This window comes from Pseudocitrobacter sp. RIT415 (assembly GCF_003057695.2).
Taxonomy (GTDB): Bacteria; Pseudomonadota; Gammaproteobacteria; order Enterobacterales; family Enterobacteriaceae; genus Pseudocitrobacter; species Pseudocitrobacter faecalis.
The window spans coordinates 268,355-294,951 of record NZ_QBJC02000001.1 but is presented as its reverse complement, the minus strand read 5'-3'; the positions used below and the strand labels follow the sequence as shown (position 1 = coordinate 294,951).

Genomic DNA, 26,597 nt, shown 5'->3' with positions numbered 1-26,597 from the left:
TAATTTTCCTTCTGGCTCATGAATTCTTTCATGCGCTTTTGGTTTACTCATAGCTATCTGGAATGCTATCGGATTAACCTGCGTAAGACGTTTTTCAGGCCTTTTTCAGACGCATTATCGAAGAGGTGGCACGTCGCCAGGGCGGGTTGAATATATTGCCGACTCTGTGGTGCAAAAATATCTGCAGGGTTTTGAATATGCAGAAAGTGAAGCTGTATAAACAATAACTTTTAATTGTTCCTTACTTGTCAAATGGGCTACTGGTCATGAATGACATCACCCCGCGTAAATTAAAAATGGGTGGCGATCCACGCACACTGCCGGACTATGCCGCCCTGCGCGATGAAATGAGTAAATTGATACATCCGGCTCGCCCGGATGTCAGTTGGCAGTTTGTCGAGAAACGTTGTCTCTCACTCTTTGAACAGAACGGTGTAGAGCTGCAAACGGCTGCCTGGTATACGCTGGCCCGAACCCAGCTGGCTGGTTTATTCGGCCTTAATGAAGGGCTGGCGATACTCGAAGCACTGATAAGCCATCAGTGGGGGGCTTTTTGGCCGCAGCCAGTCCATGCCCGCATGGAGATTCTCAGCAGTCTGAGCCAACGTCTGCAGCAACGGATGCGCTCGCTACCGTTGAATTACGGCGACCTCAGTCAGTTGTATCGCGCGGAGCAATTGCTCAACGCCCTGGGAGAGGTATTGCAGCGTCTGGAGCTTAAGCACTTCAGCCAGTTCGATACGTTGCGTACTCTAATGCACAACACTGCGGTCCGGCTGGAAAATAGCGATAACTCAACCAGTACCGGACAGAATATTCAACCTGGGATCGTCGTGCCTGCCTCCGTGATGAATGACGCGACAGCAGCAAGTGGGAACGTTTCTGGGGGGCCGGATGAAGAACTCCAGGGGCCAGGTAGTGCCGTGAAGTGGGTATATGTCGCGCAACCGGAACAGCGGCCGAAGGTGGAAGTGCTGGCTACTGTGCCTACACCAGTAAAAAAGTGGAAATCCTTTGTCGCCGGAATGTGTACCATGCTGGCGGTAACCACCGTCGTAGTGTGGGGCTGGCAGTTGGTTCATCGTCCAGATCCATTACACATGCAACTTGCTGCTTCATTGGCTCCGTTCCCTGCCACTCTCACGCCTGAACAACTGGATATGTTGCGGCAGACTCCGTTATCGCAAGACCTTATCGCGCAGACACAGAGGCAGCTTGCCCGACTGGATAAGTTGGCGCCTGACTGGAATATTACATACAGCAGAAAACTTATCGAACAGGTTCAGGTGTTGTGGCCCGAGCAGGCTGAGCCTTTGATACAGCAGTGGCAGCAACAGATTAACGTCTCTGCATTATCAACGGATGCAATGAACGGATGGCATGAAGGCATGATACAGCTTCAGGCACTTGCCGATAAACTGAATGCGCTTGACGGTCAGAAGGGAAAATACATCACCGTCAGTGAACTTAAATCGCAAGTCTTTGGCATGCTCACAAGTTTTCGACAGACCGTGCCGGTGGAAGAGCAGTTCCGGTTGCTGAATCAGTTGCCTGAAGACTCGCTGCAGCGTCAGCAGCAGGCCCGACAGCTCGAGCAGCACCTACGGGCTCAAATCTCTACGTTGGCGCAGGAAAAACAGCCCGACTGATGTAAACATGGAGAGGGGCACAGCGTTTCATAATTTTTACAGTCTTAAAGTAAAGGGATTTAAATGTACCGATTTTGCATAAATAAAAATTGACAGTGCCACATGGCTGATGGTGGCCAAAAATGCGGTTAAAAACGCTATCGTGAAAGCAGTTCAATGGCTTCTTGCGGACAAAAAGAAAAGGGATGTTGATTGATGGAATTGTGAACTTGATGATTCACGAGGGATGAAATAGCAACTGAGTGCAATAGATGTGAGGCTGGATTCAGGAATATGGTGTCCCCTGCAGGAATCGAACCTGCAACTAGCCCTTAGGAGGGGCTCGTTATATCCATTTAACTAAGGGGACGAAGCGGCACGAGTATAGCGTTTTTTGCCCTGTCGGGTAAGCCTCGTGCCGCTTAACTGCTCAAAGCATCACCATTTAGCGCTGTTTTTTCGACATTTTTTCCTGCTCCCGCGCTGTTTCTCCTCTTCCTTGCGCTTGTTACTCATGTCGTTGCGAATTTGCGCGTGGCTCATCAGGGCGAAGATAAAGGTGCCGCCGCAGATGTTTCCGGCGAGAGTGGGAAGGGCGAAAGGCCAGAAAAACTCGCTCCAGTGCACGGTGCCGTTGAAGACCAGATAGAGAATTTCGACCGAACCGACCACTATATGCGTAGTGTCGCCCAGTGCGATAAGCCAGGTCATCAGGATAATGACCACGATTTTCGCTGCACCTGCTGCCGGGAACATCCAGACCATTGTGGCAATCAGCCAACCGGAGATGATTGCGTTGGCAAACATCTCGGTGGGGCTGTTTTTCATCACGTCCATACCAATTTTGACAAACGCATCGCGCGTCTCTTCATCAAATATCGGCATATACTCGAACGCCCATGCCGCCACGCCGGTGCCCAGCACGTTGCCAAAAAGCACGATGCCCCACAGGCGCATCAACAGGCCGAAATTACTCGCGGTCGGTTTTTGCATGATCGGCAGAACCGCGGTGACGGTGTTCTCTGTGAAAAGCTGCTGGCGCGCCATGATGACGATAATAAAGCCAAAGGTGTAGCCAAGGTTCTCCAGCAGAAAACCCCCAGGGACGCCATCCAACTGGACGTGAAAAATGCCTTTTGCCAGCAGCGATGCGCCCATCGAAAGCCCGGCGGCGATGGCAGACCACAGCAGCGCCATGGCGTCGCGCTCCAACTCTTTTTCGCCGTCCTGGCGGATATGCTCGTGGATAGCCATCGCGCGCGAGGGAAGGCGCTCTTCATCTATCTCAATCTTCTTCCCGCTTTGCTTCTCTTCGCTCTCGACTTCCAGCTCATCGCTGTGAGCGTCAATTTTATCGTCTTTGAGGTTGTCCATCGCGTTGTCCTTTTCTGTACACAAACCAGTTAAAGCGTAGCGGCTTTTGTAACAGTCAGGTCGGGAGTTATTCTGAAATGGCAAGAATAGTAACGTTTAATGTCAGCGGCTTCGGTAGAATAGATATGCACAATGCGGCGGTTACCAGGCTAAAATTAGAGCAACGAGACCGCGAATATAGACATCATTCGACGTGCTGTTACAATCGCTCACACCTAAACAGGCGGACACTCATGCGTTCCGTCATGGATGGCAATCAGCGATAGCCATAATTTACAGGGAGACATTTATGAAGCTTCGCCTGTCGGCGGTTGCGCTGGGCACCACACTGCTTGTCGGTTGTGCGAGTTCCGGCACTGAACAGCAAGGGCGGTCAGACCCTTTTGAAGGTTTCAACCGCTCGATGTACAACTTCAACTTTAATGTGCTGGACCCTTATGTGCTGCGTCCGATGGCTGTTGCATGGCGCGATTATGTTCCGCAGCCTGCGCGTACCGGCCTTGGCAACTTTACCAGCAACCTGGAAGAGCCAGCGGTAATGGCCAACTACTTCCTGCAAGGTGACCCCTACCAGGGGATGGTGCACTTCACGCGCTTCTTCCTGAACACCATTCTGGGGATGGGCGGCTTTATTGATGTGGCCGGGATGGCAAACCCTAAACTGCAACGCGTAGAACCGCACCGCTTCGGCAGTACGTTGGGCCATTATGGCGTGGGTTACGGCCCGTACATGCAACTGCCGTTCTACGGAAGTTTCACCCTGCGTGATGAGGGCGGCGATATGGCCGATACCCTGTATCCGGTGCTCTCCTGGCTGACCTGGCCAATGTCTATCGGTAAATGGGCGGTGGAAGGGGTGGAAACGCGCGCCCAGTTGCTCGACTCCGATGGTCTGCTGCGGCAGTCTTCCGATCCGTACATTCTGGTGCGCGAAGCTTACTTCCAGCGTCACGACTTTATTGCCAATGGCGGTAAGCTGAAACCGGAAGAAAACCCGAACGCCCAGGCGATTCAGGATGATTTAAAAGATATCGACTCTGAATAAATCGCGGAGTGTAGATAGAGAAAAGGTGAGCACTGAGGCTCACCTTTTTTATTGGGGTAAAACTTAGAAGCGATAGTTGAAGTTGGTACCGAACAGCCAGGCTTTACCTTCTGATTTAAAGGTGTATGGGCCTTCCTGGAATTTAACACTCTGGCCGTGCATGTAGGATACCCCCACATCGACAGATGCATCTTCATTAAATGCATAGGTCGTACCGGCGCTCAGCCACAGGCGATCCTGATCCGGAATAGAGATAGAACGGTAATTAGACGGGACCGGGCTATCATCGAAAGCGATACCGGTACGGAATGTCCAGTTATCGTCATAGTAATAGGTAGTACCCAGCGCCAGGCGCCATGCGTCTTTAAAGTTTTCGTCTTTCTGGAACAGTGTGCCACTGCTGTTGGTTGCCTTCAGCTCTTCGAACTGGCTCCAACTGGTGTAGGTGGCGCTATAGTGGATAGCCCACTGCGGAGCCACACGGTTATAACCGGAGATTTCCCACATTTCTGGCAGATTCAGCGTCAGAGAACCATTCGTGGTGCTGCCGTTGGTGCCTGCCGGAAGGCCGAAATTACCCAGAATTTGGTTATAGGCTGACGGAAGATCGCTCTTATAATCGCCATCAAAGTCGATTTTCACTTCAGAACGGTAGGTAAAGCCGTAACGGTTATTCTTATCAAGCTCAAACAGAATACCGGCATTCCAGCCAAAGCCCCATTCGTCACCTTTCAGGTGCGCAATTTTCGTGTTTGCCGGGATCTGGCTTACCTGGCCTGCCAGAGCAGGTGGCAGAGCCCCAGAACCAGCAACGATCTGACCTAAATCACCCGCATAGCGGTCGATTTTTGCACGGGCGTAGACTGCGTTGAAGCCAGCCCCGAAGCTCCATTGAGGACTCAAGCGGTAAGCGCCGCTCAGGTTCAGGTTCAGGGTTTCAAGGTCAGTGGTACCGCCGTACGCGCCAGCGGCGTAGGTATCGTTAAACTCGGTTGCCAGACCATAGTTAGAGGTAACAGATGCCCCCCAACCGAATTGATCGTTGATAGGCATCACGAAGTGAACGTTCGGTACCCATGCGGTAGGCGCGATGTTGTCCGCTTTCAGGCTGTTGCCGGTTGGCGAGCGGCCTGAAACGTTTACATCCGGGTCAATATAAACCGCACCGGCAGAAAACGTCGGGCGATCAAACATCATAATCAGCGCGGGGTTACGGCTGGCGTTGCCTGCGTCGTCAGCGATGGCACCTTCACCGGAATAGGCGCGGCCCAGACCAGAGGAAGAAAACTCATTAAGCTGGAAGCCTGCAGACCAGGCGTGGGTTGAAACGAGTGCCACTGCGACTGCGAGAGCAGACTTTGTAAACCGGGTTTTCTGGCTCATGACCATAACCTCATTGAGTTATTTTTATACAAAAAATGTTACATGTAGTAACAGAAGCGCGAAGTGTAGGGGCTGGACTACGTCAGAGAAATCAGACCAGTGACGAGAGTATAGGTCTGACCAGATATGATGTTGCAATATTGTTTCTCAGATTTTACGTAGATGATCACCGAAACGGGATCTGGTTAGCAAATTTGGCGAGGTTGAGCTTTATCTGTTTGGGTGATTTTTGTTTTAGATCATTTTTAAGTGTGATTTCGGTCACTTATCTCAATTGGCACAACGAACAACTGGAGGGAGCTTTCCGGGGAGCGTAAAATAAGGGCATCGTTTATCTGGCACCTTCGCGTGCATGTACAGAGGAAATCTACAATGAGTAAATGCAGTGCTGATGAAACCCCGGTTTGCTGCTGTATGGATGTTGGTACCATCATGGACAACTCCGATTGCACAGCCTCCTATAGCCGCGTTTTTGCAACTCGCGCTGAAGCTGAAGAAACCCTCGCTGCGCTGACTGAACGTGCGCGTGGCGTCGAATCCGATCCGTGCGTCATCACCCCGGTCTTCAAAGACGTTGAGGGCGGTGTACAGATGGACATCGATTTTGTCTTCGCCTGCGAAGCTGAAACGCTGATCTTCCAGTTAGGTCTGCGTTAATCCTTCCCAAACGCCTCTGCACCGCAGGGGCGTTTTCTTTTCTCCCTTCAGTGTGTTTTAGCTCCCATTTTTCTCTCTCTCCGATTGGCTTAATGTAAAAAATTAGTTAAGACTGTTATCAGGTCAGACCACTTTGGTTTTATTTTTTAACAGGGGAGTTTTATGAGTCAGGCATTACCGCTTATCACCCGTCAGGGCGATCGCATTGCCATTGTCAGTGGTTTACGTACCCCATTTGCCCGTCAGGCCACCGCGTTTCACGGCGTACCGGCGATAGATCTCGGCAAAATGGTAGTGGGCGAAATGCTGGCGCGTAGCGAAATTCCCCCTGAAATTATCGAACAGCTGGTTTTTGGCCAGGTTGTTCAGATGCCAGAAGCGCCTAACATTGCCCGCGAAATTGTCCTCGGTACGGGGATGAATGTGCACACGGATGCCTACAGCGTCAGTCGCGCCTGCGCCACCAGTTTTCAGGCGGTCGCCAACGTGGCCGAAAGCCTGATGGCAGGGACGATTCGCGCAGGGATTGCAGGCGGGGCGGACTCCTCCTCCGTGCTGCCGATTGGCGTCAGTAAAAAGCTGGCGCGGACGCTGGTTGACGCCAATAAAGCGCGGACGCTCGGCCAGCGCCTGAAACTCTTTTCCCGCCTTAAGCTGCGCGACCTGATGCCGGTTCCCCCGGCGGTTGCGGAGTATTCTACCGGCCTGCGCATGGGCGATACGGCTGAACAGATGGCGAAAACGTACCACATTACGCGTGAAGAGCAGGACGCGTTGGCGCATCGCTCGCATCAGCTGGCAGCGCAGGCATGGGCGGAAGGCAAACTGGCGGATGAAGTGATGACGGCCTACGCGCCACCGTTCCGTGACCCGCTGGAGCAGGACAATAATATACGCGGTAGCTCGACGCTGGCGGATTACGCCAAACTGCGCCCGGCCTTCGACCGTAAACATGGCTCGGTCACGGCAGCCAACAGTACGCCGCTGACTGATGGCGCGGCGGCGGTGATTTTAATGACTGAATCGCGCGCCCGCGAACTGGGTTTAACACCGCTGGGCTATCTGCGCAGCTACGCGTTTACCGCCATTGAGGTGCAGCAGGATATGCTGCTCGGCCCGGCGTGGGCCACGCCGCTGGCACTCGATCGCGCGGGGCTCACCCTCGCAGATCTCACGTTGTTTGATATGCATGAAGCGTTTGCCGCACAAACGCTGGCAAATATTCAGTGCCTTGCCAGCAATCGTTTTGCCCGCGACGTGCTGGGGCGTACCCAGGCGACCGGGGAGGTTGACGAAAGTAAGTTCAATGTGTTGGGCGGATCGATAGCCTATGGGCACCCCTTTGCCGCCACCGGTGCCCGAATGATCACGCAAACGCTCAATGAATTACGCCGCCGGGGAGGCGGTTTTGGCCTTGTCACCGCCTGCGCGGCGGGTGGTTTGGGCGCGGCAATGGTACTGGAGGCTGAATAATGACGACAATATCCGCATTTTCTCTCACTGTTCGCCCGGATAACGTCGCCATAATTACCATCGATGTGCCGGATGAAAAAATGAATACCCTGAAGGCGGAGTTTGGTGCGCAGGTGCGGACGATTCTCAGGCAAATTCGCGACAATAAAGCGCTTCAGGGCGTGGTTATCATATCTGCCAAGCCTGACAACTTTATTGCCGGCGCTGATATCAACATGATTGGTAACTGCGCCAGCGCGCAGGAAGCCGAAGAGCTGGCGCGGCAGGGGCAGCAGATCATGGCGGATCTGAACGGTTTGTCGATCCCGGTGATTGCCGCCATTCACGGAGCATGCCTTGGCGGCGGGCTGGAACTGGCGCTTGCCTGCCATGGGCGTGTCTGTTCTGACGATCCCAAAACGGTGCTTGGGTTACCGGAAGTGCAACTTGGTTTGCTGCCGGGCTCAGGCGGTACCCAGCGATTGCCGCGTCTGATTGGCGTGAGTACAGCGCTGGATATGATTCTGACAGGCAAGCAACTGCGCGCGCGCCAGGCGCTTAAGGTTGGGCTGGTGGATGACGTGGTGCCACAGACGATTTTGCTGGAAGCCGCGGTTGAGCTGGCAAAGCAAGCGCCATCCCGTTCACGTCATCTGCCGGTCAAAGAGCGCATTCTGGCGGGCCCATTGGGGCGCAATATTCTGTTTACGCTTGCCGGAAAGAAAACCGAGCAGAAAACGCACGGCAACTATCCGGCGACCAAAAAGATCCTGGACGTCATTGAAACCGGGCTGGCACAGGGCACCAGCAGCGGCTATGACGCGGAAGCGCGCGCCTTTGGCGAGCTGGCGATGACTCCGCAGTCTAAAGCGCTGCGGCATATTTTCTTCGCCAGTACGGAGATTAAAAAAGATCCGGGTGCCAGCGTTGAGGCCGGGCCATTGCGTGCGGTGGGGATCTTAGGCGGCGGCCTGATGGGCGGGGGGATCGCCTTCGTGACCGCGACCAAAGGCAAGCTGCCGGTACGTATCAAAGACATCAATGCTAAGGGCATCAACCATGCGCTGAAGTACAGCTGGGAGCTGCTTGATAACAAGGTGCGCCGCCGCCATATCAAGGCTCATGAGCGTGATAGTCAGTTGGCGTTGATTTCCGGATCGACCGACTATCGCGGGTTTGCGCATCGGGATCTGGTCATTGAAGCGGTGTTTGAAGATCTGGCGCTGAAACAGAAAATGGTGAGTGAAGTGGAGCAGCAGTGTGCGCCGCACACCATCTTTGCGTCGAATACGTCGTCGCTGCCGATTGGCGATATTGCCGCCCAGGCACAACGGCCTGAACAGGTGATTGGCCTGCACTTTTTCAGCCCGGTCGAAAAAATGCCGCTGGTGGAGGTTATCCCACACGCGGCAACCTCTGAACAGACTATCGCCACCACCGTGAAGCTGGCAAAGAAACAGGGGAAAATGCCGATTGTGGTGGCCGATCGCGCTGGGTTTTATGTAAATCGTATTTTAGCGCCGTACATTAATGAGGCGATGCGTATGCTCACCGACGGTGAACGCATCGAAGATATTGATAATGCTTTGGTTAAATTCGGTTTCCCCGTTGGGCCTATCCAGCTTCTGGATGAGGTGGGAATTGATACAGGTACCAAAATTATGCCGGTGCTGGAAGCAGCATATGGGGATCGTTTCAGCGCCCCTGCAACGCTTATTTCAGCGATTTTGAACGACGATCGCAAAGGCAGAAAAAACGGTCGCGGATTCTATCTTTATGGCGCAAAAGGGCGTACAAGCAAGAAACAACCGGATAGCGCAATCTATTCGCTACCTGGGATGGCTTCGCGTAACAGCCAGCTTTCGCCGCAACAGATAGCTGAACGCTGTGTGTTGCTTATGCTCAACGAAGCGGCGCGCTGCTTTGATGAACGCGTGATCCGCCGCGCGCGCGATGGTGACATTGGCGCGGTGTTTGGCATTGGTTTTCCACCGTTCTTAGGTGGCCCGTTCCGTTACATGGATTCGCTGGGCGCGGGTGAAGTGGTTGCCAGATTACAACGCCTGGCTTCACAGTACGGCCCACGTTTTACGCCGTGCGAGGTGTTGGTCGCCATGAGCGAACGAGGAGAAACTTTTTATTCTCCGTTGGAAACTGGCTCAGAGGGTTGAGGTCAAAGGTATATCACTCAGCGAGTGACGCTGTGCTGGTCATTTTGTAAACAAATATTGACTATACTTACGCCATTAAGGTAAAAGACAGCGTTTCATTCATTGGATGGATCAGGCACAATGCCCGGCTACCGAAACATCGCAGGTCTCGTTTTCTGCGATGTTGATCGGTGCTTCTGTTTAACAAAAGCGGTGCAATATGCAAGTTTTTATTATGCGTCACGGCGACGCTGCTCTTGAAGCAGCCAGTGACTCGGTTCGTCCTCTTACGGGATGTGGTTGTGATGAATCCCGTCAGATGGCAACCTGGCTGAAAGGCCAAAAAGTGGATATTGAACGTGTTCTGGTTAGCCCGTTCCTGCGTGCGGAACAGACTCTTGATATGGTAGGGGAGTGCATGCACTTGCCTGAAGATGTCGAAGTGCTGCCTGAACTGACGCCATGCGGTGATATCGGACTCGTCAGCGCGTATCTGCAAGCGCTGGCGAATGAAGGTGTCGCGTCTGTTCTGGTGATATCCCACCTGCCACTGGTTGGCTACCTGGTCTCTGAACTTTGCCCTGGCGAAACGCCGCCAATGTTCACCACCTCTGCGATCGCCTGCGTCACGCTGGAAGCGGACGGCATGGGCGTCTTCAAATGGCAAATGAGCCCCTGCAATCTGAAAATGGCGAAAGCGATTTAAGACCTTGCCTGCTGTTGTGCCGGATGGCGCCTGCGCTTATCCGGCCTACAGATATACCCGAGTCGCCATCCGGCAATGCTTTGCGCCTACGGCAATTCCGGCGGCAGCCACTCTTCCACTTCAATCAGCACCAGCAACGCGGCGTCTCCGCCATACTCTTTCGATGCCTGATGAAATGCCATAACGTGCGGATGCTGCGCCAGCCATAGCGGCGTTTGCTGTTTAAGAATATGCTTTCCGTGCCCGTGCATCACGCAGGCGCAAAACACATGTTCGCGGCGACAGGCGGCAATCAGCGCGCCCAGTTCTTGTTTAGCCTGCTGCTGCGTCAAACCGTGCAAATCGAGAAACAGCTCCGGGGAGTAATCGCCACGGCGCAGTTTTTTCAGCTCGAAATGGCTGACGCCTTCGCGCACGTACCTTACCGGCCCTTCGGTATTCAGCAGCGGTTGAAATTCGTCGGAGAAGTAGTGGCTGTTGTCCACCTGCTCCTGAATAAGCCGCTTCACCGGCACGTCACTCACTTTCTTACGTAACGGGCGATGGACAATGGTGTCCTGCTTAATTTTGCGCGTGCCCGTCATCAGTTGCTGAAACAGCGCCTGATCCTCCTCGCTAAGCGATGCTTTCTTTTTCATGGATTCTTCTCATCTGGCATTTCCGTTAGTTTACCTTCTGAAGACGGCGGTTGGCAGTGAAAACGGTTTTTTCCCCGGTCGCCTGCGCAAGAATGCTGATTTATCGGCGTCTTCGTGGCAAACTAGCCGCCGAATTTACCCCGACGCATGCCCTGGAGAATAATGTGGATAAGATTTTTGTCGATGAAGCGGTCAATGAGCTGCAAACCATTCAGGACATGCTGCGCTGGGCGGTAAGCCGTTTTAGCGCGGCGAATATCTGGTACGGGCACGGCACCGATAACCCGTGGGATGAAGCCGTACAGCTGGTTCTGCCTTCACTCTATCTGCCGCTGGATATTCCGGAAGACATGCGCAGCGCACGCCTCACCTCCAGTGAAAAACACCGCATTGTTGAGCGCGTGATCCGCCGCGTGAACGAGCGTATTCCGGTCGCGTATTTAACCAACAAAGCCTGGTTCTGTGGCCATGAATTTTACGTCGATGAACGCGTGCTGGTACCGCGCTCGCCGATTGGCGAATTAATCAACAATAAGTTCGCCGGTCTTATCAATCATCAGCCGCAGCATATCCTTGATATGTGTACCGGCAGCGGCTGTATCGCGATCGCCAGCGCTTATGCCTTCCCGGAAGCGGAAGTGGACGCCGTGGATATTTCGCTGGATGCGCTGGCCGTGGCCGAACAAAATATTGAAGAACACGGCATGATCCATAACGTCACGCCAATTCGCTCAGACCTCTTCCGCGACCTGCCGCAGTTGCAGTACGATTTAATCGTCACTAACCCGCCGTACGTCGATGCTGAAGATATGTCCGATTTGCCAAGCGAATACCGTTTCGAGCCAGAGCTGGGCCTCGCTTCGGGTACGGATGGGCTGAAGCTGACGCGCCGCATTCTGGCCTGTGCGCCGGATTACCTTGCGGACGATGGCGTGCTGATTTGTGAAGTCGGCAACAGCATGGTGCATCTCATGGAACAGTACCCGGACGTACCGTTCACCTGGCTGGAGTTTGATAACGGCGGTGACGGCGTCTTCATGCTGACCAAAGCGCAGCTGGTGGCTGCCCGCGATCATTTCGCGATTTACAAAGATTAATCCAGCACGCAACAACACAACAACGACAGCGGAGCCGTGATGGCAGGAAATACAATTGGACAACTCTTTCGCGTAACCACCTTCGGTGAGTCGCATGGTCTGGCACTGGGCTGCATCGTTGATGGCGTGCCGCCAGGCATCCCGTTAACGGAAGCGGATTTGCAGCACGACCTCGACCGTCGTCGCCCTGGTACCTCGCGCTACACCACCCAGCGCCGCGAGCCGGACCAGGTGAAAATTCTCTCTGGCGTGTTTGAAGGCGTGACCACCGGTACCAGCATTGGCTTGCTGATTGAAAATACCGATCAGCGCTCGCAGGATTACGGTGCTATCAAAGATGTGTTCCGCCCAGGGCACGCTGATTACACCTATGAACAGAAATATGGCCTGCGCGACTATCGCGGCGGTGGCCGTTCTTCTGCCCGTGAAACGGCAATGCGCGTGGCGGCAGGCGCCATTGCCAAAAAATTCCTCGCGACGAAATTCGGTATTCAGATCCGCGCGTGCCTGACTCAGATGGGTGATATTCCTTTGGCGATAAAAGACTGGGATCAGGTTGAGCAGAACCCATTCTTCTGCCCGGATCCAGACAAAATCGACGCCCTGGATGAACTGATGCGCGGCCTGAAAAAAGAGGGCGACTCTATCGGGGCGAAAGTCACTGTGGTTGCCGATGGTGTACCTGCGGGCTTTGGCGAGCCAGTCTTTGACCGCCTGGATGCCGATATCGCGCACGCACTGATGAGCATCAACGCGGTGAAAGGCGTGGAAATCGGCGACGGTTTTGACGTAGTGAAACTGCGTGGCAGTGAAAATCGCGACGAAATCACCAAAGACGGTTTCCAGAGCAACCACGCGGGCGGCATTCTGGGCGGTATCAGCAGCGGTCAGCAGATTGTCGCGAACATCGCTCTGAAACCCACCTCCAGCATTACCGTGCCGGGTAAAACGCTCAATCGCTTTGGTGAAGAAGTTGAGATGATCACCAAAGGCCGTCACGACCCGTGTGTCGGTATTCGTGCGGTGCCTATCGCGGAAGCGATGCTGGCGATAGTTTTGATGGATCACTTTATGCGTCAACGTGCGCAAAACGCCGATGTGACGACCACTCTTCCACGCTGGTAATCATGAAAAAAACCGTTCTCGCTCTGCTGGCCCTTGTGGTCAGCACCGCCAGCCTGGCGGCAACGCCGTGGCAAAAAGTAACGCAGCCTATTGCGGGCAGTGCGCAGTCAATCGGCGCGTTCGCCAACGGCTGTATTGTCGGGGCAGAAGCGCTGCCGCTGCAATCGAACACGTATCAGGTGATGCGCACCGATCAGCGTCGTTATTTCGGCCACCCGGATCTGATGCGTTTTATTCAGCGCCTCAGTCAGCAGGTGCAGAACCACGGCATGGGAACGGTTCTGATTGGCGATATGGGCATGCCAGCCGGTGGGCGCTTTAACGGCGGCCATGCCAGCCACCAGAGCGGGTTGGATGTCGATATCTTCCTGCAATTGCCGAAAACCCGCTGGACGTCGGCGCAACTGCTGAAACCGCAGGCGCTGGATCTGGTCGCGGCGGATGGTAAAAGCATTAACTCGCGCGTCTGGCAGCCGGAAATTGGTCATCTGATTAAGCTTGCCGCGCAGGACAACGACGTCACGCGCATCTTTGTGAACCCGGCAATTAAGCAACAGCTTTGTCTGGAGGCGGGGAGCGATCGCGACTGGTTACGTAAAGTTCGCCCGTGGTTCCAGCATCGCGCGCATATGCACGTGCGTTTGCGTTGCCCGGCGAACAGCCTTGAATGTGAAGATCAAGCTTTGCCGCCGGCAGGTGACGGTTGCGGTGCGGAGTTGCAAAGCTGGTTCGAACCGCCTAAACCGGGCACCACCAAACCTGTGAAGAAGACGCCGCCGCCATTACCGCCTTCCTGCCAGGCGTTACTGGATGAGCACGTACTCTGATGGACAGTTTTGTTGAGATATTCACGGTATCACCCCTCATGCTGGTGGCGCTGTTTTTTATCGCCGCACTGGCCGGATTTATTGATTCTTTAGCGGGCGGCGGCGGCTTACTCACCGTTCCCGCGCTGATGGCGGCGGGCATGTCGCCGGCGCAAGCGCTGGCGACAAATAAATTGCAGGCCTGCGGCGGATCGCTTTCTGCGTCGATCTATTTTATCCGCCAGAAGGTGGTGAATCTGGCCGATCAGAAGCTCAATATCCTGATGACCTTTATCGGTTCAATGGCGGGTGCGCTGCTGGTGCAGTATGTGAAAGCTGACGTATTGCGCCAGATTTTACCGCTGCTGGTTATCGGTATTGGTCTGTACTTCCTCTTGATGCCGAAAATCGGTGAAGGCGACCGCGCACGTCGTCTGCACGGTCTACCATTTGCGCTGGTGGCGGGGGGGGGCGTCGGTTTTTATGACGGTTTCTTTGGCCCCGGCGCGGGGTCATTCTACGCACTGGCGTTTGTCACCCTGGCAGGCTTCAACCTCGCCAAATCGACCGCCCATGCGAAAGTGCTGAACGCCACGTCAAACGTCGGCGGGCTGCTACTGTTTATTCTGGGCGGCAAAGTTATCTGGGCAACCGGCTTCGTGATGATGGTCGGCCAGTTCTTCGGTGCCCGAATGGGGTCACGGCTGGTTCTCAGCAAAGGGCAATCGCTTATTCGCCCGATGATTGTCATCGTCTCGGCGGTGATGAGCGCCAAACTTCTGTATGACAGCCATGGACAGGAAATCCTTCAGTGGTTAGGGATGAATTAAGTAATGAACGCAACGCATAACGCGCAGCAGCTGATTGATATTTTCGATAGCTGCTTTGCCGATGATTTTAATACCCGTCTGATTAAAGGCGACGACGAACCGATCTATCTTCCTGCTGATGCCGATGTGCCCTATAACCGCATCGTCTTTGCCCATGGCTTTTACGCCAGCGCGCTGCACGAGATTTCGCACTGGTGTATCGCCGGAAAGGCGCGTCGTGAGCTGGTCGATTTCGGTTACTGGTACTGCCCGGACGGACGCGATGCCAAAACGCAGGGGCAGTTTGAAGATGTGGAAGTGAAACCACAGGCTTTCGACTGGCTTTTCTGCGTGGCGGCGGGCTATCCGTTTAACGTAAGTTGCGACAACCTGGAAGGCGACTTCGAGCCGGACCGCATTGTTTTTCAGCGCCGCGTACATGCGCAGGTGATGGAATATCTGGAGAAGGGCATTCCTGCACGCCCGGCCAGATTTATCAACGCATTACAAAACTATTATCAGACGCCGCCGCTCGCGGCAGAACAATTTCCGTGGCCGGAAGACCTTAACTAACGCCACGTTCAAAAAGAGGAAAGAAGATGATCGCCGAGTTTGAATCACGCATTCTGGCGTTAATTGATGACATGGTGGAGCACGCCAGCGACGATGAACTGTTTGCCAGCGGTTATCTGCGTGGTCACCTGACGCTGGCGGTTGCCGAGCTGGAAGAGGGCGACGATCACACTGCTGATGCGGTGTCGCATAACGTGACCCGCAGCCTGGAGAAAGCGATTCAGGCCGGCGAACTGTCACCGCGCGACCAGGCTCTGGTGCTGGGGATGTGGGAGACGCTGTTCCAGAAGGCGCAGCAGTAGGGCCCTGGCCCGATCCCCTCTCCCTGTAGGAGTGGGGATCGTTCGTGCGTTTTGGTTTTTCTCTCTTTCCCTGCGGGAGAGGGCCGGGGTGAGGGGGAGCTTACTTAACCTTCTTTCCCTTCAATAACTTCCTTACCCACAACCGATTCGGATTTAACGCCGATAACGTGCGTGCATCCAGCGGCGGTGGTTCATGGCTCATTTGCGATGCCAGCACTTCGGCCGCCAGCGGGGCGGTACATAATCCGCGAGACCCAAGCCCACCCAGCATAAACAGATTCGGGTAAACCGGGGCTGTTGCTGCGGTGTCCTGCTCCTCCAGCAGATGGGCATATTGCACCAGCGTAGTGTCGTAATCCGGCACATTGCCGAGCATCGGCAGATGATCGCGCGTGGCGCAACGCACACCAACGCGCGCCTCGTTGGCGCTGACATCGACCGCTTTTGCCCATTCGGCATCGGGGAAACAGTCGATCAATCGCTGACGATTATGCTGCTGGTCTTCCTCGTTAAAGGTCATCTCGCGTTCACCACGATGGTAGCTTGCACCAATGCAGTGATGCTGATTAGCCGGGTTTTGCGGCGTCAGATAACCGTCATAGCACAGCACCTGGCGAAGCTGCGCCAGCGCAGGGCGAGTGGGGATATGGCTTACCTGCCCGCCAACAGCGTACACAGGCAACGCGGCGGTTTGTGGAAGCTGGTTAATATTATGCCCGGTCGCCAGCACCACGCTCGCGGCGCGGGCGCTTTCTCCATCAGCGAAATGCAATTGCCAGGCCTCATCCTGTTTTTCCAGCGAAGTGAGGGATTTGTTCCAGTGCACGACCAGCCCCTGCTGCCGGGCCAGTGCAAATACGCCCGCCGTAAGCTGTGCCGGAGAGAGCCAGCCGCCCGCCGGGTACTGAATGCCACCGCAGCCAGTTTCCACACCCGTAGTGGCGGCAACCTCCTGTGCGCTTACCGCATGAGCCAATCCTTCAGGCAGCCCCAGCAACAGCATGTGGTCGATTTTCTGCTGACTTTTTGCATCCCAGCCAAGCTGGGTGACGCCGCACCACCGATGATCAAAGGCCACCGGAAGCGAATCATAAAGTCGGCGTGCGAAAGTAAACGCCGCCGGGAAGAACGTTTCCAGCGCAGCATCGTGCGCGCTTAACAATGGATACAGCGCGCCCTGACGATTGCCGGATGCGCCCTGCGCCGGGGCATCATCGGCACAGTAAAGCGTCACCTGCCAGCCGCGTCTCAGCAGGGCCAGTGAGAGCAGGGCACTGGCGATGCCGCCGCCGATAATCGCGGTTTCACGCGAGCTGGCGCCGGTGCGGGCAAACCACGGCGCACGTGCGGGAAGTGCGTTCGGTTGCGTCATTTCACCGACCAGCATCTCACGCTTGCGACCAAAGCCTTTGGTTTTATGCATCGTAAAACCAGCGTCCTGCAACCCGCGACGGACAAACCCCGCCGAGGTGAACGTGGCCAGCGTGCCGCCGGGGCGGGCCAGGCGTGCCATCGCGGAAAAGAGCTGCGGCGTCCACATATCCGGGTTTTTCGCCGGAGCAAAACCGTCAAGGAACCAGGCATCCACCTGCTGATTAAACGAATCATCCAGTTGATCGGTCAGTTCGTTAATATCGCCAAACCACAAATCAAGCGTCACCCGCCCGCCATCAAGCAATAAACGATGGCAGCCCGCCAGTGGCAATGGCCACTGGGCCTGAAGCTGTTCCGCCCACGGCGCCAGTTCCGGCCAGTGCTGATGCGCTAAGCGCAGGTCGGCTGCGGTGAGCGGGAATTTTTCAAAGCTGACAAAATGCAGCCGCTGCAGTGTCGCCTCAGGCCACTTGAGACGAAAGGCATCAAATGCCTGCCAAAGGGTCAGGAAGTTGAGCCCCGTTCCGAACCCGCTTTCCGCTACTACAAACAGAGGATGCGGATGGGTGGGGAAGCGTGCCTCTAACTGGTTACCTCCCAGAAAGACGTAGCGCGTTTCTTCCAGACCGTTGTCGTTGGAGAAATAGACGTCGTCGAAATCTCGGGAAACAGGTGTACCCTCACTGTTGAATTCGAGGTTGGCAGATTGTATGGCGTTTTGTTTCACGTAAGTTACTCGTGCGGCAAGGAGTCTGCCGATCTTAGCGATGCGTGCCGGAAGGCGCAAATTTATGCATAAATTGGCTGATCGGACTTGTTCGGCGTACAAGTGTACGCTATCTTGCCTCTCGAAACTTTAAAATAGTGATGACTTACAGAGGTTATGAATGAAACGTGCAGTGATTACTGGCCTGGGCATCGTTTCCAGCATCGGTAGCAACCAGCAGGAAGTCCTGGCATCTCTGCGTGAAGGACGCTCGGGGATCACTTTCTCTCAAGAGTTTAAAGACTCTGGTATGCGTAGCCACGTATGGGGTAACGTCAAACTGGACACCACCGGTCTTATCGACCGCAAAGTGGTCCGTTTCATGAACGATGCCTCTATTTACGCTTACCTCTCTATGCAGCAAGCAGTTGAAGACTCTGGCCTGAAAGCTGAAGATTATCAGAACAACCCGCGTGTGGGGCTGATCGCTGGTTCCGGCGGCTCCTCTAAAGCGCAGGTGTTCGGTGCCGACGCAATGCGTAGCCCACGTGGCCTGAAAGCAGTCGGCCCTTATGTGGTGACCAAAGCCATGGGCTCCGCGGTTTCCGCGTGCCTGGCAACACCGTTCAAAATTCACGGTGTGAACTACTCTATCAGTTCCGCGTGTGCCACCTCCGCACACTGCATAGGTAACGCGGTAGAACAAATCCAGTTGGGCAAACAGGATATCGTGTTTGCCGGTGGCGGCGAAGAACTGGGCTGGGAAATGGCCTGCGAGTTCGATGCAATGGGCGCGCTGTCCACGAAATTCAACGACACCCCGGAAAAAGCGTCCCGTACGTATGACGCACATCGTGACGGTTTTATCATCGCGGGCGGCGGCGGTATGGTTGTTGTCGAAGAGCTGGAACACGCTCTGGCGCGCGGCGCGCATATCTATGCAGAAATCGTGGGCTACGGTGCAACGTCTGATGGCGCTGACATGGTTGCTCCGTCTGGCGAAGGCGCAGTACGTTGCATGAAGATGGCAATGAACGGCGTTGATACTCCTATCGACTACCTGAACTCCCACGGTACGTCTACGCCGGTTGGCGACGTGAAAGAACTGGGCGCTATTCAGGAAGTGTTTGGCAGTAACAGCCCGGCTATCTCTGCAACCAAAGCCATGACCGGTCACTCTCTGGGTGCCGCTGGCGTGCAGGAAGCTATCTATTCTCTGCTGATGCTGGAACATGGCTTTATCGCGCCAAGCATCAACATTGAAGAGCTGGACGAGCAGGCCGCTGGCCTGAACATCGTAACCGAACCGACCGAGCGTGAACTGACCACCGTGATGTCCAACAGCTTCGGCTTCGGCGGCACTAATGCAACGCTGGTGATGCGTAAGCTGAAAGCGTAATTGCTGAACGCCTTAAAAAAGGAGCCGGAAGGCTCCTTTTTTGTGCGTTGACATCTTGCTGTTAAAAAAGGCAAAATCGGCCCTCAACACTCTCATACGAGTGCGTAAGCGTTTAACGTCAATCAACGCGCCGACACCCTGATTATCAGGTGGAGGAGGCGTGGTCTATTCCCCGCCTTACTCTGCATTCTGGAGTAAAGCATGTCTGAAGTTTCTCAATCTGTTCCAGCATCTTCCGGTAACGGCTCGCTGTTCCGTATCGCCTTTGCTGTTTTTCTCACCTATCTGACCGTCGGTATTCCGCTGCCCGTTATTCCGTTGTTTGTGCATCAGGAACTGGGGTATGGCAATACCATGGTCGGTATCGCCGTGGGTATTCAGTTTCTCGCCACCGTATTAACGCGCGGCTATGCCGGGCGTCTGGCCGATCAATACGGTGCGAAGCGTTCGGCGCTTCAGGGAATGGCCGCCTGTGCGCTGGCCGGGACGGCCTGGCTGGCGGCGGCACTGCTGCCCGTTGATGCGATGGTGAAGTTTGGCCTCTTGATTGTTGGCCGTTTGATTCTGGGCTTTGGTGAAAGCCAGCTGCTGACCGGAACACTTACCTGGGGAATGGGGCTCGTTGGCCCAAAACGCTCCGGAAAGGTGATGTCGTGGAACGGGATGGCGATTTTTGGCGCACTGGCGGTCGGTGCGCCATTGGGGCTTTTCCTCAACAGTCATTACAGTTTTGCCACGCTCGCCGTGGTGACGATGTTGCTGCCTGTGGCGGCGTGGGCATTTAACGGCAGTGTACGCAAAGTGCCCGCCAACGCAGGCGAGCGGCCTTCGCTGTGGAGCGTCATTGGGCTTATCTGGCAGCCGGGTCTGGGCCTGGCGTTGCAGGGCGTGGGCTTTGCGATGATAGGTACCTTCGTGTCACTCTACTTTGCCAGCAACGGCTGGGCGATGGCGGGTTTCACCTTGACGGCCTTCGGCGGCGCGTTTGTGCTGGTGCGTATTCTGTTTGGCTGGATGCCTGACCGCTTTGGCGGCGTGAAGGTGGCGGTGGGCTCGCTGCTGGTTGAAACGGTGGGGCTTGCGCTGCTGTGGCAGGCACCGGATGCATGGATGGCGTTGGCCGGCGCGGCGTTGACCGGCGCAGGTTGTTCGCTGATTTTCCCGGCGCTGGGCGTCGAAGTCGTCAAGCGTGTACCGCCGCAGGTGCGCGGCACGGCATTAGGCGGCTATGCGGCATTTCAGGACATCGCGCTCGGTGTCTCCGGCCCGCTGGCGGGGATGCTGGCGACAATGGCGGGATATCCTTCCGTCTTCCTCGCCGGGGCGATTTCGGCGCTGCTGGGTATTGTGGTGACGCTCGTCGCGTTTCGTAAAAAGTGACGCCTCGCAGCGGTAAATTTGATTACCGGAACGAATGATGATGACGCGGTGATGACCACCATCATTCGTCTGTTGTTACTGCAGGCTTAGAGCACCATCCATAACAGCGCCATCACCACAACGAGCACGATAAGCATCAGGCCCGGTCGCGCAGAGGCGGATTTATATGCCTCAATGATCGGTGCGAATGGGCTGGTGATGGGCTGCACATATTGCACATCCAGCGTGTCCTGCGAACGCTCGACGCGCTTGAGGAAAAGCTGATTCAACAGCGTTTGCACCTGCGTCATTGTCAGCACCGTCTGTGGCGTGATGTTCCAGTTTTGCTGACCGTAATCCTTCAGGGCCTGCCACTCGTGCGGTTCCATCGGCTGTTTGAGCGCCGCCTGCAGTGCATTGAGCGTCGGCGCCGGCTGGGTGCTTAGTGTCTGACGCGCCTGTAGCCAGGTCGCCAGTGCCGTAAAATGTTTGGCCGGAATTAACTCGCCGGTTTTCACGCCGGAAAGCTCCAGCATTGATTGCCAGATAATCTTGCTCGACTCGCCCGTGGCAGCGGCAAGTTTGGTCACCAACTGATTCAGCGTATTGTGCTCGGCTGGCTGCAGCGGGCGATCGGTTGCCGGGCGTTGCTGCGGTTGCGGAATCGACAGCTGGCCGTTTTGCAGGAGTTGCAGCACGTTTTTCAGTTGAGCGGGTGTTAACTGACTCAGCGCGGTTTGCCCATACTGCTGGCGAATAAAATCACTGACCGCCTGGCGATTATTACCGTGATTCAACAGTTCCGTCAGCTGTGACAGGGTTTGCCGGGTGCTAAGATTCTGCTGTGCCGTTTCGAGGCGCTGATTCAGATTCTGCTCGGCGGCAGGAAAATTGCGCGACACCAGCGGTGAATCATTCTTCAACCCCAAATCGTGACGCACGCCAGCCCACACCTGCGCATTCGTTTGTGAGGTCAACGCCATAAGACGCGTGATGAGACGTTCAAGTACCGTGCGCTGCTGCGTGGAGAGCGGTTGTTCTCCGGCGACAGAAGTGGTGGTTGAACCTTCCCCCGGAGGGCGCGAGGGCATACCTGAAATGGGTTGCGTCATGATTTATCCTTAACCTTATTGCTCTACTTAACCAGGATGTCGAGTATGCCTGGCGGCCAGATTATGGCACACTTCCCCGGTTAACTCTCGTTCTCAGACAGGTACCGTAACGTGAAAATCCTTGTTGATGAAAATATGCCCTACGCCCGTGAGCTCTTCAGCCGTTTGGGTGAGGTGAAGGCTGTTCCAGGACGTCCCATTCCGGTAGCGGAACTGGCGGGCGCCGACGCGCTGATGGTGCGATCCGTCACGAAGGTGAATGAGTCCCTGCTGGCGAATCAGTCAATTAAATTTGTTGGCACGGCGACCGCGGGTACTGACCATGTCGATCAGGCGTGGCTTGCGCAGGCGGGCATTGGTTTTTCCGCCGCCCCTGGCTGTAACGCCATTGCGGTCGTGGAATACGTTTTCTCCTCACTGTTGTATCTGGCTGAGCGCGACGGTTTTACGCTCACTGACCGTACGGTCGGGATTGTGGGTGTCGGTAATGTAGGCGGACGGCTGCAAAAACGTCTGGAAGCGCTGGGTGTGCGCACGCTGCTGTGCGATCCGCCGCGTGCCGATAACGGCGACGAGGGCGATTTCCGCGCGCTCGATGAACTGGTACAGGAAGCCGATATCCTGACCTTCCATACGCCGCTGTTTAAAGATGGCCCGTATAAGTCGCTGCACCTGGCCGATGAAGCGCTGATCCGCAGTCTGAAGCCGGGCGCGATTTTAATTAACGCCTGCCGTGGCCCGGTGGTGGATAACGCGGCCTTGCTAAAATGCCTTGAAGCCGGTCAGGATCTTAGCGTTGTGCTTGATGTCTGGGAGCCGGAACCGGATCTCAACCTGGCGCTGCTCGAAAAAGTGGATATCGGCACGTCGCACATCGCTGGCTACACGCTGGAAGGCAAAGCGCGCGGCACCACGCAGGTGTTTGAAGCCTATAGCAAGTTTATCGGCCAGGCGCAGCAGGTGGCGCTGGATACGCTGCTGCCGCCGCCGGAATTCGGCCGCATCACCTTGCACGGTAAGCTCGATCAGCCAACGCTGAAAAGGCTGGTGCATTTGGTGTATGATGTGCGCCGCGATGATGCGCCGCTGCGAAAAGTGGCGGGCATTCCGGGTGAGTTCGACAAGCTGCGTAAAAATTACCTTGAGCGCCGCGAGTGGTCGTCACTGTATGTACAATGTGATGACGCAGATGCGGCAACGCTTCTGAAAAAGCTCGGGTTTAACGCCGTTCATCATCCGATTCGTTAAGATTATTTCTTTTGTGCCTTGCTCGTCGGCGAGGCACGTCGCTATTTCTGGAGTTAATCACCATGTCTGAAGGCTGGAATATTGCCGTACTGGGCGCAACGGGCGCCGTTGGGGAAGCCCTGCTTGAAACACTGGCGGAGCGTGAGTTCCCGGTAGGTGAACTCTATGCGCTGGCGCGTAGCGAAAGCGCCGGGGAATCGCTGCGCTTTGGCGGGAAAACCGTGCGCGTTCAGGATGCGGCGGAATTCGACTGGACACAGGTTCAACTCGCGTTCTTTGCAGCGGGTGTTGAAGCCACGTCAACGTATGTGGAAGAAGCCACTAACTCAGGCTGCCTGGTTATTGATTTGAGTGGACAGTTCGCGCTTGAACCGGACGTGCCGCTGGTTGTGCCGGAAGTGAACCCGTTTGTGTTGGCCGATTACCGTAACCGTAACTTGATTGCTGTGCCGGACAGCCAGACCAGTCAACTGCTGGCAGCGCTGAAACCGCTGATCGACCAGGGCGGTCTGGCGCGTATCAACGTGACCTGCCTGCTTTCCGCATCGGCTCACGGCAAGAAAGCCGTCGATGCGCTGGCGGGGCAGAGTGCAAAACTGCTCAACGGCATTCCGATTGATGATGACGATTTCTTCGGTCGCCAGTTGGCGTTCAACATGCTGCCGCTGCTGCCGAATCGTGAAGGTATCGTGCGTGAAGAGCAGCGAATCGTCGATCAGACGCGCAAAATTTTGCAGGATGAAGGCCTGATTATCTCCGCTAACTGCGTCCAGTCGCCGGTCTTCTATGGTCATGCGCAGATGGTCGGATTCGAAGCCATGCGTCCGCTGGCAGCAGACGAAGCTCGTGATGCTTTCGCTCGTGGCGAAGATGTCGTGCTCTCTGAAGAGAATGAGTTCCCGACGCAAGTGAACGATGCTTCCGGCAGCGCGCATCTTTCTGTCGGTTGTGTGCGTAATGACTACGGTATGCCGGAACAGGTACAGTTCTGGTCGGTCGCTGATAACGTTCGCTTTGGCGGCGCGCTGATGGCGGTGAAAATCGCTGAAAAATTAGTGCAGGAGTATATGTACTAATGTCGGAAGTGCAGCAACAGCCCGTCTATAAAATTGCGCTGGGCATCGAGTATGACGGCAGCAAATATTATGGCTGGCAGCGTCAGAACGAAGTCCGCAGCGTGCAGGAGAAGCTGGAAAAAGCGCTCACTCAGGTGGCCAACGAACCGATCACCGTGTTCTGCGCCGGGCGTACCGATTCCGGCGTACACGGTACCGGGCAGGTGGTGCATTTTGAAACCACCGCCGATCGTAAAGACGCGGCGTGGACACTTGGTGTAAATGCGAATTTACCTGGTGACATCGCCGTGCGTTGGGTGAAACATGTGCCGGAAGATTTTCATGCACGTTTTAGCGCCACGGCTCGCCGTTATCGCTACATCATCTACAATCATCGGTTACGTCCGGCGGTGATGAGTCAGGGAGTAACCCACTATCATCAACCGCTGGATGAGGCGCGAATGCACCGTGCCGCCCAGTGTTTGTTGGGCGAGAACGATTTCACCTCGTTCCGCGCGGTGCAGTGTCAGTCACGCACGCCGTGGCGCAACATTATGCATATTAATGTTGCCCGCTATGGCGCGTACGTGGTGGTAGATATTAAAGCGAATGCCTTTGTGCATCATATGGTAAGGAATATCGTCGGCAGCCTGATGGAAGTCGGCGCCCAAAACCAGCCAGAGAGCTGGATTGCTGAGTTGTTAGCCGCAAAAGACAGAACGCTGGCGGCAGCAACGGCGAAAGCGGAAGGTTTGTATCTGGTTTCTGTTGATTACCCGGAACGTTTTGACCTGCCGCGCGTACCCATGGGGCCGCTTTTTTTAGCGGACTGAGAGCAGTTCACAAAGGCTGAAGACAATTATGGATCTGATTCACTTTCTCATTGATTTTATTCTACATATTGATGTGCATCTGGCAGAGCTCGTCGCGCAATACGGCGTCTGGGTTTATGCCATTCTGTTTTTAATTCTTTTCTGTGAAACAGGCCTGGTTGTTACGCCGTTTTTACCGGGCGATTCCCTGCTGTTTGTCGCCGGGGCGCTGGCTTCGCTGGGCACCAACGACATTAACGTCCATCTGATGGTGGCATTAATGTTGATTGCGGCAATTGCCGGAGATGCGGTGAACTACACGATTGGACGGCTGTTTGGCGAGAAGCTGTTCAGTAACCCGAACTCGAAAATTTTCCGTCGCAGCTACCTGGATAAAACGCACCAGTTTTATGAAAAACACGGTGGAAAAACGATTATTCTGGCGCGCTTCGTGCCGATTGTTCGCACCTTCGCACCGTTTGTCGCAGGGATGGGGCACATGTCCTATCGCCATTTTGCCGCCTATAACGTAATTGGCGCGGTATTATGGGTGCTGCTGTTTACCTATGCGGGTTACTTCTTCGGTACCATCCCGATGATTCAGGATAACCTTAAGTTACTGATTGTCGGGATTATTGTGGTCTCTGTTTTGCCAGGGGTTATCGAAATTGTGCGCCATCGTCGCGCGGCGGCAAAACAAGCGAAGTAAGCGCGAATTCGCGGTTCGACCACTTTTTTATCCAAAGTTTCGGGCTGTTATGTTTTAATGTGCAACATTCATGGTCTGTAAGGGGCAAAAATGGCATTATGCGCCCCTTATGACAAAACTGGCATCGACCAGGTTCAGGCAGAAAGGTTATCAATGAGCTGGATTGAACGAATTAAAAGCAACATCACCCCTACACGCAAAGCGAGCATTCCTGAGGGTGTATGGACCAAGTGCGACAGCTGTGGGCAGGTTCTGTACCGCGCCGAGCTGGAGCGTAACCTGGAGGTTTGCCCTAAGTGTGACCACCACATGCGTATGTCAGCGCGTAATCGCCTGCATAGCCTGTTGGATGAAGGATCACTGGTGGAACTGGGAAGCGAGCTTGAGCCCAAAGACGTGCTGAAGTTCCGTGACTCCAAAAAATACAAAGACCGTCTGGCGTCTGCTCAGAAAGAAACGGGCGAGAAAGATGCGCTGGTGGTCATGAAAGGCACGCTGCACGACATGCCGGTGGTGGCTGCGGCATTCGAATTCGCCTTTATGGGCGGTTCGATGGGCTCCGTAGTTGGCGCGCGTTTTGTTCGTGCGGTTGAGCAGGCGCTGGAAGATAACTGCCCGCTGATTTGCTTCTCTGCATCCGGTGGGGCACGTATGCAGGAAGCGCTGATGTCGCTGATGCAGATGGCGAAAACCTCTGCGGCGCTGGCGAAAATGCAGGAACGTGGTCTGCCGTATATCTCGGTACTGACCGACCCGACCATGGGCGGTGTATCGGCGAGCTTCGCGATGCTGGGCGACCTGAACATCGCTGAACCGAAAGCGCTGATCGGCTTTGCCGGCCCGCGTGTTATCGAACAAACGGTTCGTGAAAAACTGCCGCCGGGATTCCAGCGCAGTGAGTTCCTGATTGAGAAAGGGGCAATCGATATGATTGTTCGTCGTCCGGAAATGCGCCTGAAGCTGGCGAGCATCCTGGCGAAGCTCATGAATCTTCCGGCACCAAATCCGGAAGAAGCCCACGAAAGTGTGGAGGTACCACCGGTACCGGATCAGGAACCAGAGGCCTGATAATGCAAAG

24 protein-coding genes and 1 tRNA gene are annotated in these 26,597 nt (G+C 55.1%); 19 read left to right on the top strand and 6 right to left on the bottom strand.

Translation table 11 applies throughout. The annotated features are described in order from the left end of the window. Positions 1-266 precede the first annotated feature (266 nt). Positions 267-1,649 (top strand): VasL domain-containing protein, encoded by a 1,383-nt coding sequence (locus tag DBY68_RS01315; RefSeq protein ID WP_108473540.1) that lies wholly within the window; start codon positions 267-269, stop codon positions 1,647-1,649. 274 nt (positions 1,650-1,923) lie between these two features. Here DBY68_RS01315 and DBY68_RS01310 read toward each other — a convergent pair. Both DBY68_RS01310 and DBY68_RS01305 read right to left on the bottom strand, forming a co-directional pair. Then, a tRNA-Arg gene (locus DBY68_RS01310) sits at positions 1,924-1,998 on the bottom strand. Positions 1,999-2,066: 68 nt separating this feature from the next. Next, the gene (locus DBY68_RS01305) at positions 2,067-3,002 is read right to left on the bottom strand and encodes a formate/nitrite transporter family protein (RefSeq protein ID WP_108473541.1); all 936 of its coding nucleotides are present in this window, start codon (positions 3,000-3,002) and stop codon (positions 2,067-2,069) included. Between the two features lie 289 nt (positions 3,003-3,291). On the opposite strand from DBY68_RS01305, the gene mlaA reads away from it, so the two are divergent. Next, the gene (gene mlaA, locus DBY68_RS01300; RefSeq protein ID WP_108473542.1) at positions 3,292-4,047 is read left to right on the top strand and encodes a phospholipid-binding lipoprotein MlaA; all 756 of its coding nucleotides are present in this window, start codon (positions 3,292-3,294) and stop codon (positions 4,045-4,047) included. Positions 4,048-4,110: 63 nt separating this feature from the next. On the opposite strand, the gene fadL is transcribed toward mlaA, so the two are convergent. Then, entirely contained in the window at positions 4,111-5,430 is a 1,320-nt protein-coding gene (gene fadL, locus DBY68_RS01295; RefSeq protein ID WP_167405885.1) for a long-chain fatty acid transporter FadL, read from the bottom strand. A 372-nt stretch (positions 5,431-5,802) separates the two neighbouring features. On the opposite strand from fadL, the gene DBY68_RS01285 reads away from it, so the two are divergent. The 4 genes from DBY68_RS01285 (at position 5,803) to sixA (ending at position 10,395) form a co-directional block, all read left to right on the top strand. Next, positions 5,803-6,087 (top strand): YfcZ/YiiS family protein, encoded by a 285-nt coding sequence (locus DBY68_RS01285; RefSeq protein WP_015963594.1) that lies wholly within the window; start codon positions 5,803-5,805, stop codon positions 6,085-6,087. A gap of 162 nt (positions 6,088-6,249) precedes the next feature. Continuing rightward, on the top strand, positions 6,250-7,560 hold the full coding sequence (gene fadI / locus DBY68_RS01280; protein WP_108473545.1) for an acetyl-CoA C-acyltransferase FadI: 1,311 nt from the start codon (positions 6,250-6,252) through the stop codon (positions 7,558-7,560). Next, positions 7,560-9,710, top strand: coding sequence for a fatty acid oxidation complex subunit alpha FadJ (gene fadJ / locus DBY68_RS01275; RefSeq protein WP_108473546.1), 2,151 nt, complete (start codon positions 7,560-7,562; stop codon positions 9,708-9,710). Before fadI ends, fadJ begins: the two co-directional genes overlap by 1 nt. Positions 9,711-9,909: 199 nt before the next feature. After that, positions 9,910-10,395 (top strand): phosphohistidine phosphatase SixA, encoded by a 486-nt coding sequence (sixA, locus tag DBY68_RS01270; protein WP_108473547.1) that lies wholly within the window; start codon positions 9,910-9,912, stop codon positions 10,393-10,395. An 86-nt stretch (positions 10,396-10,481) separates the two neighbouring features. Here sixA and smrB read toward each other — a convergent pair whose 3' ends face one another. Further along, complete coding sequence (gene smrB, locus DBY68_RS01265) at positions 10,482-11,033, bottom strand: endonuclease SmrB (RefSeq protein ID WP_108473548.1); 552 nt, start codon at positions 11,031-11,033, stop codon at positions 10,482-10,484. Between the two features lie 164 nt (positions 11,034-11,197). Between smrB and prmB the strand changes: the two genes are divergently transcribed. Genes prmB through DBY68_RS01235 form a run of 6 tightly spaced genes read left to right on the top strand, consistent with a single transcriptional unit; the run spans position 11,198 to position 15,745 of the window. Next, positions 11,198-12,130, top strand: a complete 933-nt coding sequence (gene prmB / locus DBY68_RS01260; protein ID WP_108473776.1) for a 50S ribosomal protein L3 N(5)-glutamine methyltransferase — start codon at positions 11,198-11,200, stop codon at positions 12,128-12,130. Positions 12,131-12,169: 39 nt separating this feature from the next. Continuing rightward, a complete protein-coding gene (gene aroC / locus DBY68_RS01255; protein WP_108473549.1) occupies positions 12,170-13,255 on the top strand; it encodes a chorismate synthase in 1,086 nt (361 codons plus the stop codon). Between the two features lie 2 nt (positions 13,256-13,257). Continuing rightward, positions 13,258-14,082: a penicillin-insensitive murein endopeptidase gene (gene mepA, locus DBY68_RS01250; protein WP_108473550.1), complete on the top strand. Its 825-nt coding sequence runs from the start codon at positions 13,258-13,260 to the stop codon at positions 14,080-14,082. Further along, entirely contained in the window at positions 14,082-14,891 is an 810-nt protein-coding gene (locus DBY68_RS01245; protein ID WP_108473551.1) for a sulfite exporter TauE/SafE family protein, read from the top strand. Before mepA ends, DBY68_RS01245 begins: the two co-directional genes overlap by 1 nt. 3 nt (positions 14,892-14,894) lie before the next feature. Continuing rightward, positions 14,895-15,443, top strand: coding sequence for an elongation factor P hydroxylase (locus DBY68_RS01240; RefSeq protein ID WP_108473552.1), 549 nt, complete (start codon positions 14,895-14,897; stop codon positions 15,441-15,443). Positions 15,444-15,469: 26 nt separating this feature from the next. Then, positions 15,470-15,745, top strand: a complete 276-nt coding sequence (locus DBY68_RS01235) for a YfcL family protein (RefSeq protein ID WP_108473553.1) — start codon at positions 15,470-15,472, stop codon at positions 15,743-15,745. Positions 15,746-15,845: 100 nt separating this feature from the next. On the opposite strand, the gene mnmC is transcribed toward DBY68_RS01235, so the two are convergent. Then, positions 15,846-17,846, bottom strand: a complete 2,001-nt coding sequence (gene mnmC / locus DBY68_RS01230; RefSeq protein WP_199538640.1) for a bifunctional tRNA (5-methylaminomethyl-2-thiouridine)(34)-methyltransferase MnmD/FAD-dependent 5-carboxymethylaminomethyl-2-thiouridine(34) oxidoreductase MnmC — start codon at positions 17,844-17,846, stop codon at positions 15,846-15,848. A gap of 160 nt (positions 17,847-18,006) precedes the next feature. Between mnmC and fabB the strand changes: the two genes are divergently transcribed. Then, entirely contained in the window at positions 18,007-19,224 is a 1,218-nt protein-coding gene (gene fabB / locus DBY68_RS01225; protein ID WP_108473555.1) for a beta-ketoacyl-ACP synthase I, read from the top strand. 201 nt (positions 19,225-19,425) lie between these two features. After that, positions 19,426-20,604, top strand: a complete 1,179-nt coding sequence (locus DBY68_RS01220; protein WP_108473556.1) for an MFS transporter — start codon at positions 19,426-19,428, stop codon at positions 20,602-20,604. 86 nt (positions 20,605-20,690) lie between these two features. Here DBY68_RS01220 and flk read toward each other — a convergent pair whose 3' ends face one another. After that, positions 20,691-21,695, bottom strand: a complete 1,005-nt coding sequence (flk, locus tag DBY68_RS01215; RefSeq protein ID WP_108473557.1) for a flagella biosynthesis regulator Flk — start codon at positions 21,693-21,695, stop codon at positions 20,691-20,693. Positions 21,696-21,806: 111 nt separating this feature from the next. On the opposite strand from flk, the gene pdxB reads away from it, so the two are divergent. The 5 genes from pdxB (at position 21,807) to accD (ending at position 26,587) form a co-directional block, all read left to right on the top strand. Beyond that, complete coding sequence (pdxB, locus tag DBY68_RS01210) at positions 21,807-22,943, top strand: 4-phosphoerythronate dehydrogenase PdxB (protein ID WP_108473558.1); 1,137 nt, start codon at positions 21,807-21,809, stop codon at positions 22,941-22,943. A gap of 62 nt (positions 22,944-23,005) precedes the next feature. Continuing rightward, positions 23,006-24,019 carry an aspartate-semialdehyde dehydrogenase gene (locus tag DBY68_RS01205; protein ID WP_108473559.1) on the top strand — a complete coding sequence of 338 codons (1,014 nt, stop codon included), beginning with the start codon at positions 23,006-23,008 and terminating at the stop codon, positions 24,017-24,019. After that, positions 24,019-24,831: a tRNA pseudouridine(38-40) synthase TruA gene (truA, locus tag DBY68_RS01200; protein ID WP_015963614.1), complete on the top strand. Its 813-nt coding sequence runs from the start codon at positions 24,019-24,021 to the stop codon at positions 24,829-24,831. Before DBY68_RS01205 ends, truA begins: the two co-directional genes overlap by 1 nt. 28 nt (positions 24,832-24,859) lie before the next feature. Further along, the gene (locus tag DBY68_RS01195) at positions 24,860-25,519 is read left to right on the top strand and encodes a DedA family protein (protein WP_108473560.1); all 660 of its coding nucleotides are present in this window, start codon (positions 24,860-24,862) and stop codon (positions 25,517-25,519) included. 153 nt (positions 25,520-25,672) lie between these two features. After that, positions 25,673-26,587 carry an acetyl-CoA carboxylase, carboxyltransferase subunit beta gene (gene accD / locus DBY68_RS01190; protein WP_199538643.1) on the top strand — a complete coding sequence of 305 codons (915 nt, stop codon included), beginning with the start codon at positions 25,673-25,675 and terminating at the stop codon, positions 26,585-26,587. Positions 26,588-26,597: the final 10 nt, after the last annotated feature.

Bases quoted from the DNA above. Each gene is read 5' to 3' on its own strand.
- DBY68_RS01245 (WP_108473551.1), top strand. From the start codon at position 14,082: ATGGACAGTTTTGTTGAGATATTCACGGTATCACCCCTCATGCTGGTG.
- DBY68_RS01305 (WP_108473541.1), bottom strand. From the start codon at position 3,002: ATGGACAACCTCAAAGACGATAAAATTGACGCTCACAGCGATGAGCTG.
- fabB (WP_108473555.1), top strand. From the start codon at position 18,007: ATGAAACGTGCAGTGATTACTGGCCTGGGCATCGTTTCCAGCATCGGT.
- truA (WP_015963614.1), top strand. From the start codon at position 24,019: ATGTCGGAAGTGCAGCAACAGCCCGTCTATAAAATTGCGCTGGGCATC.
- smrB (WP_108473548.1), bottom strand. From the start codon at position 11,033: ATGAAAAAGAAAGCATCGCTTAGCGAGGAGGATCAGGCGCTGTTTCAG.
- DBY68_RS01240 (WP_108473552.1), top strand. From the start codon at position 14,895: ATGAACGCAACGCATAACGCGCAGCAGCTGATTGATATTTTCGATAGC.
- mepA (WP_108473550.1), top strand. From the start codon at position 13,258: ATGAAAAAAACCGTTCTCGCTCTGCTGGCCCTTGTGGTCAGCACCGCC.
- DBY68_RS01285 (WP_015963594.1), top strand. From the start codon at position 5,803: ATGAGTAAATGCAGTGCTGATGAAACCCCGGTTTGCTGCTGTATGGAT.
- DBY68_RS01235 (WP_108473553.1), top strand. From the start codon at position 15,470: ATGATCGCCGAGTTTGAATCACGCATTCTGGCGTTAATTGATGACATG.
- fadI (WP_108473545.1), top strand. From the start codon at position 6,250: ATGAGTCAGGCATTACCGCTTATCACCCGTCAGGGCGATCGCATTGCC.
- fadJ (WP_108473546.1), top strand. From the start codon at position 7,560: ATGACGACAATATCCGCATTTTCTCTCACTGTTCGCCCGGATAACGTC.
- accD (WP_199538643.1), top strand. From the start codon at position 25,673: ATGAGCTGGATTGAACGAATTAAAAGCAACATCACCCCTACACGCAAA.
- DBY68_RS01205 (WP_108473559.1), top strand. From the start codon at position 23,006: ATGTCTGAAGGCTGGAATATTGCCGTACTGGGCGCAACGGGCGCCGTT.
- mlaA (WP_108473542.1), top strand. From the start codon at position 3,292: ATGAAGCTTCGCCTGTCGGCGGTTGCGCTGGGCACCACACTGCTTGTC.
- fadL (WP_167405885.1), bottom strand. From the start codon at position 5,430: ATGAGCCAGAAAACCCGGTTTACAAAGTCTGCTCTCGCAGTCGCAGTG.
- sixA (WP_108473547.1), top strand. From the start codon at position 9,910: ATGCAAGTTTTTATTATGCGTCACGGCGACGCTGCTCTTGAAGCAGCC.
- DBY68_RS01220 (WP_108473556.1), top strand. From the start codon at position 19,426: ATGTCTGAAGTTTCTCAATCTGTTCCAGCATCTTCCGGTAACGGCTCG.
- flk (WP_108473557.1), bottom strand. From the start codon at position 21,695: ATGACGCAACCCATTTCAGGTATGCCCTCGCGCCCTCCGGGGGAAGGT.
- DBY68_RS01315 (WP_108473540.1), top strand. From the start codon at position 267: ATGAATGACATCACCCCGCGTAAATTAAAAATGGGTGGCGATCCACGC.
- DBY68_RS01195 (WP_108473560.1), top strand. From the start codon at position 24,860: ATGGATCTGATTCACTTTCTCATTGATTTTATTCTACATATTGATGTG.
- aroC (WP_108473549.1), top strand. From the start codon at position 12,170: ATGGCAGGAAATACAATTGGACAACTCTTTCGCGTAACCACCTTCGGT.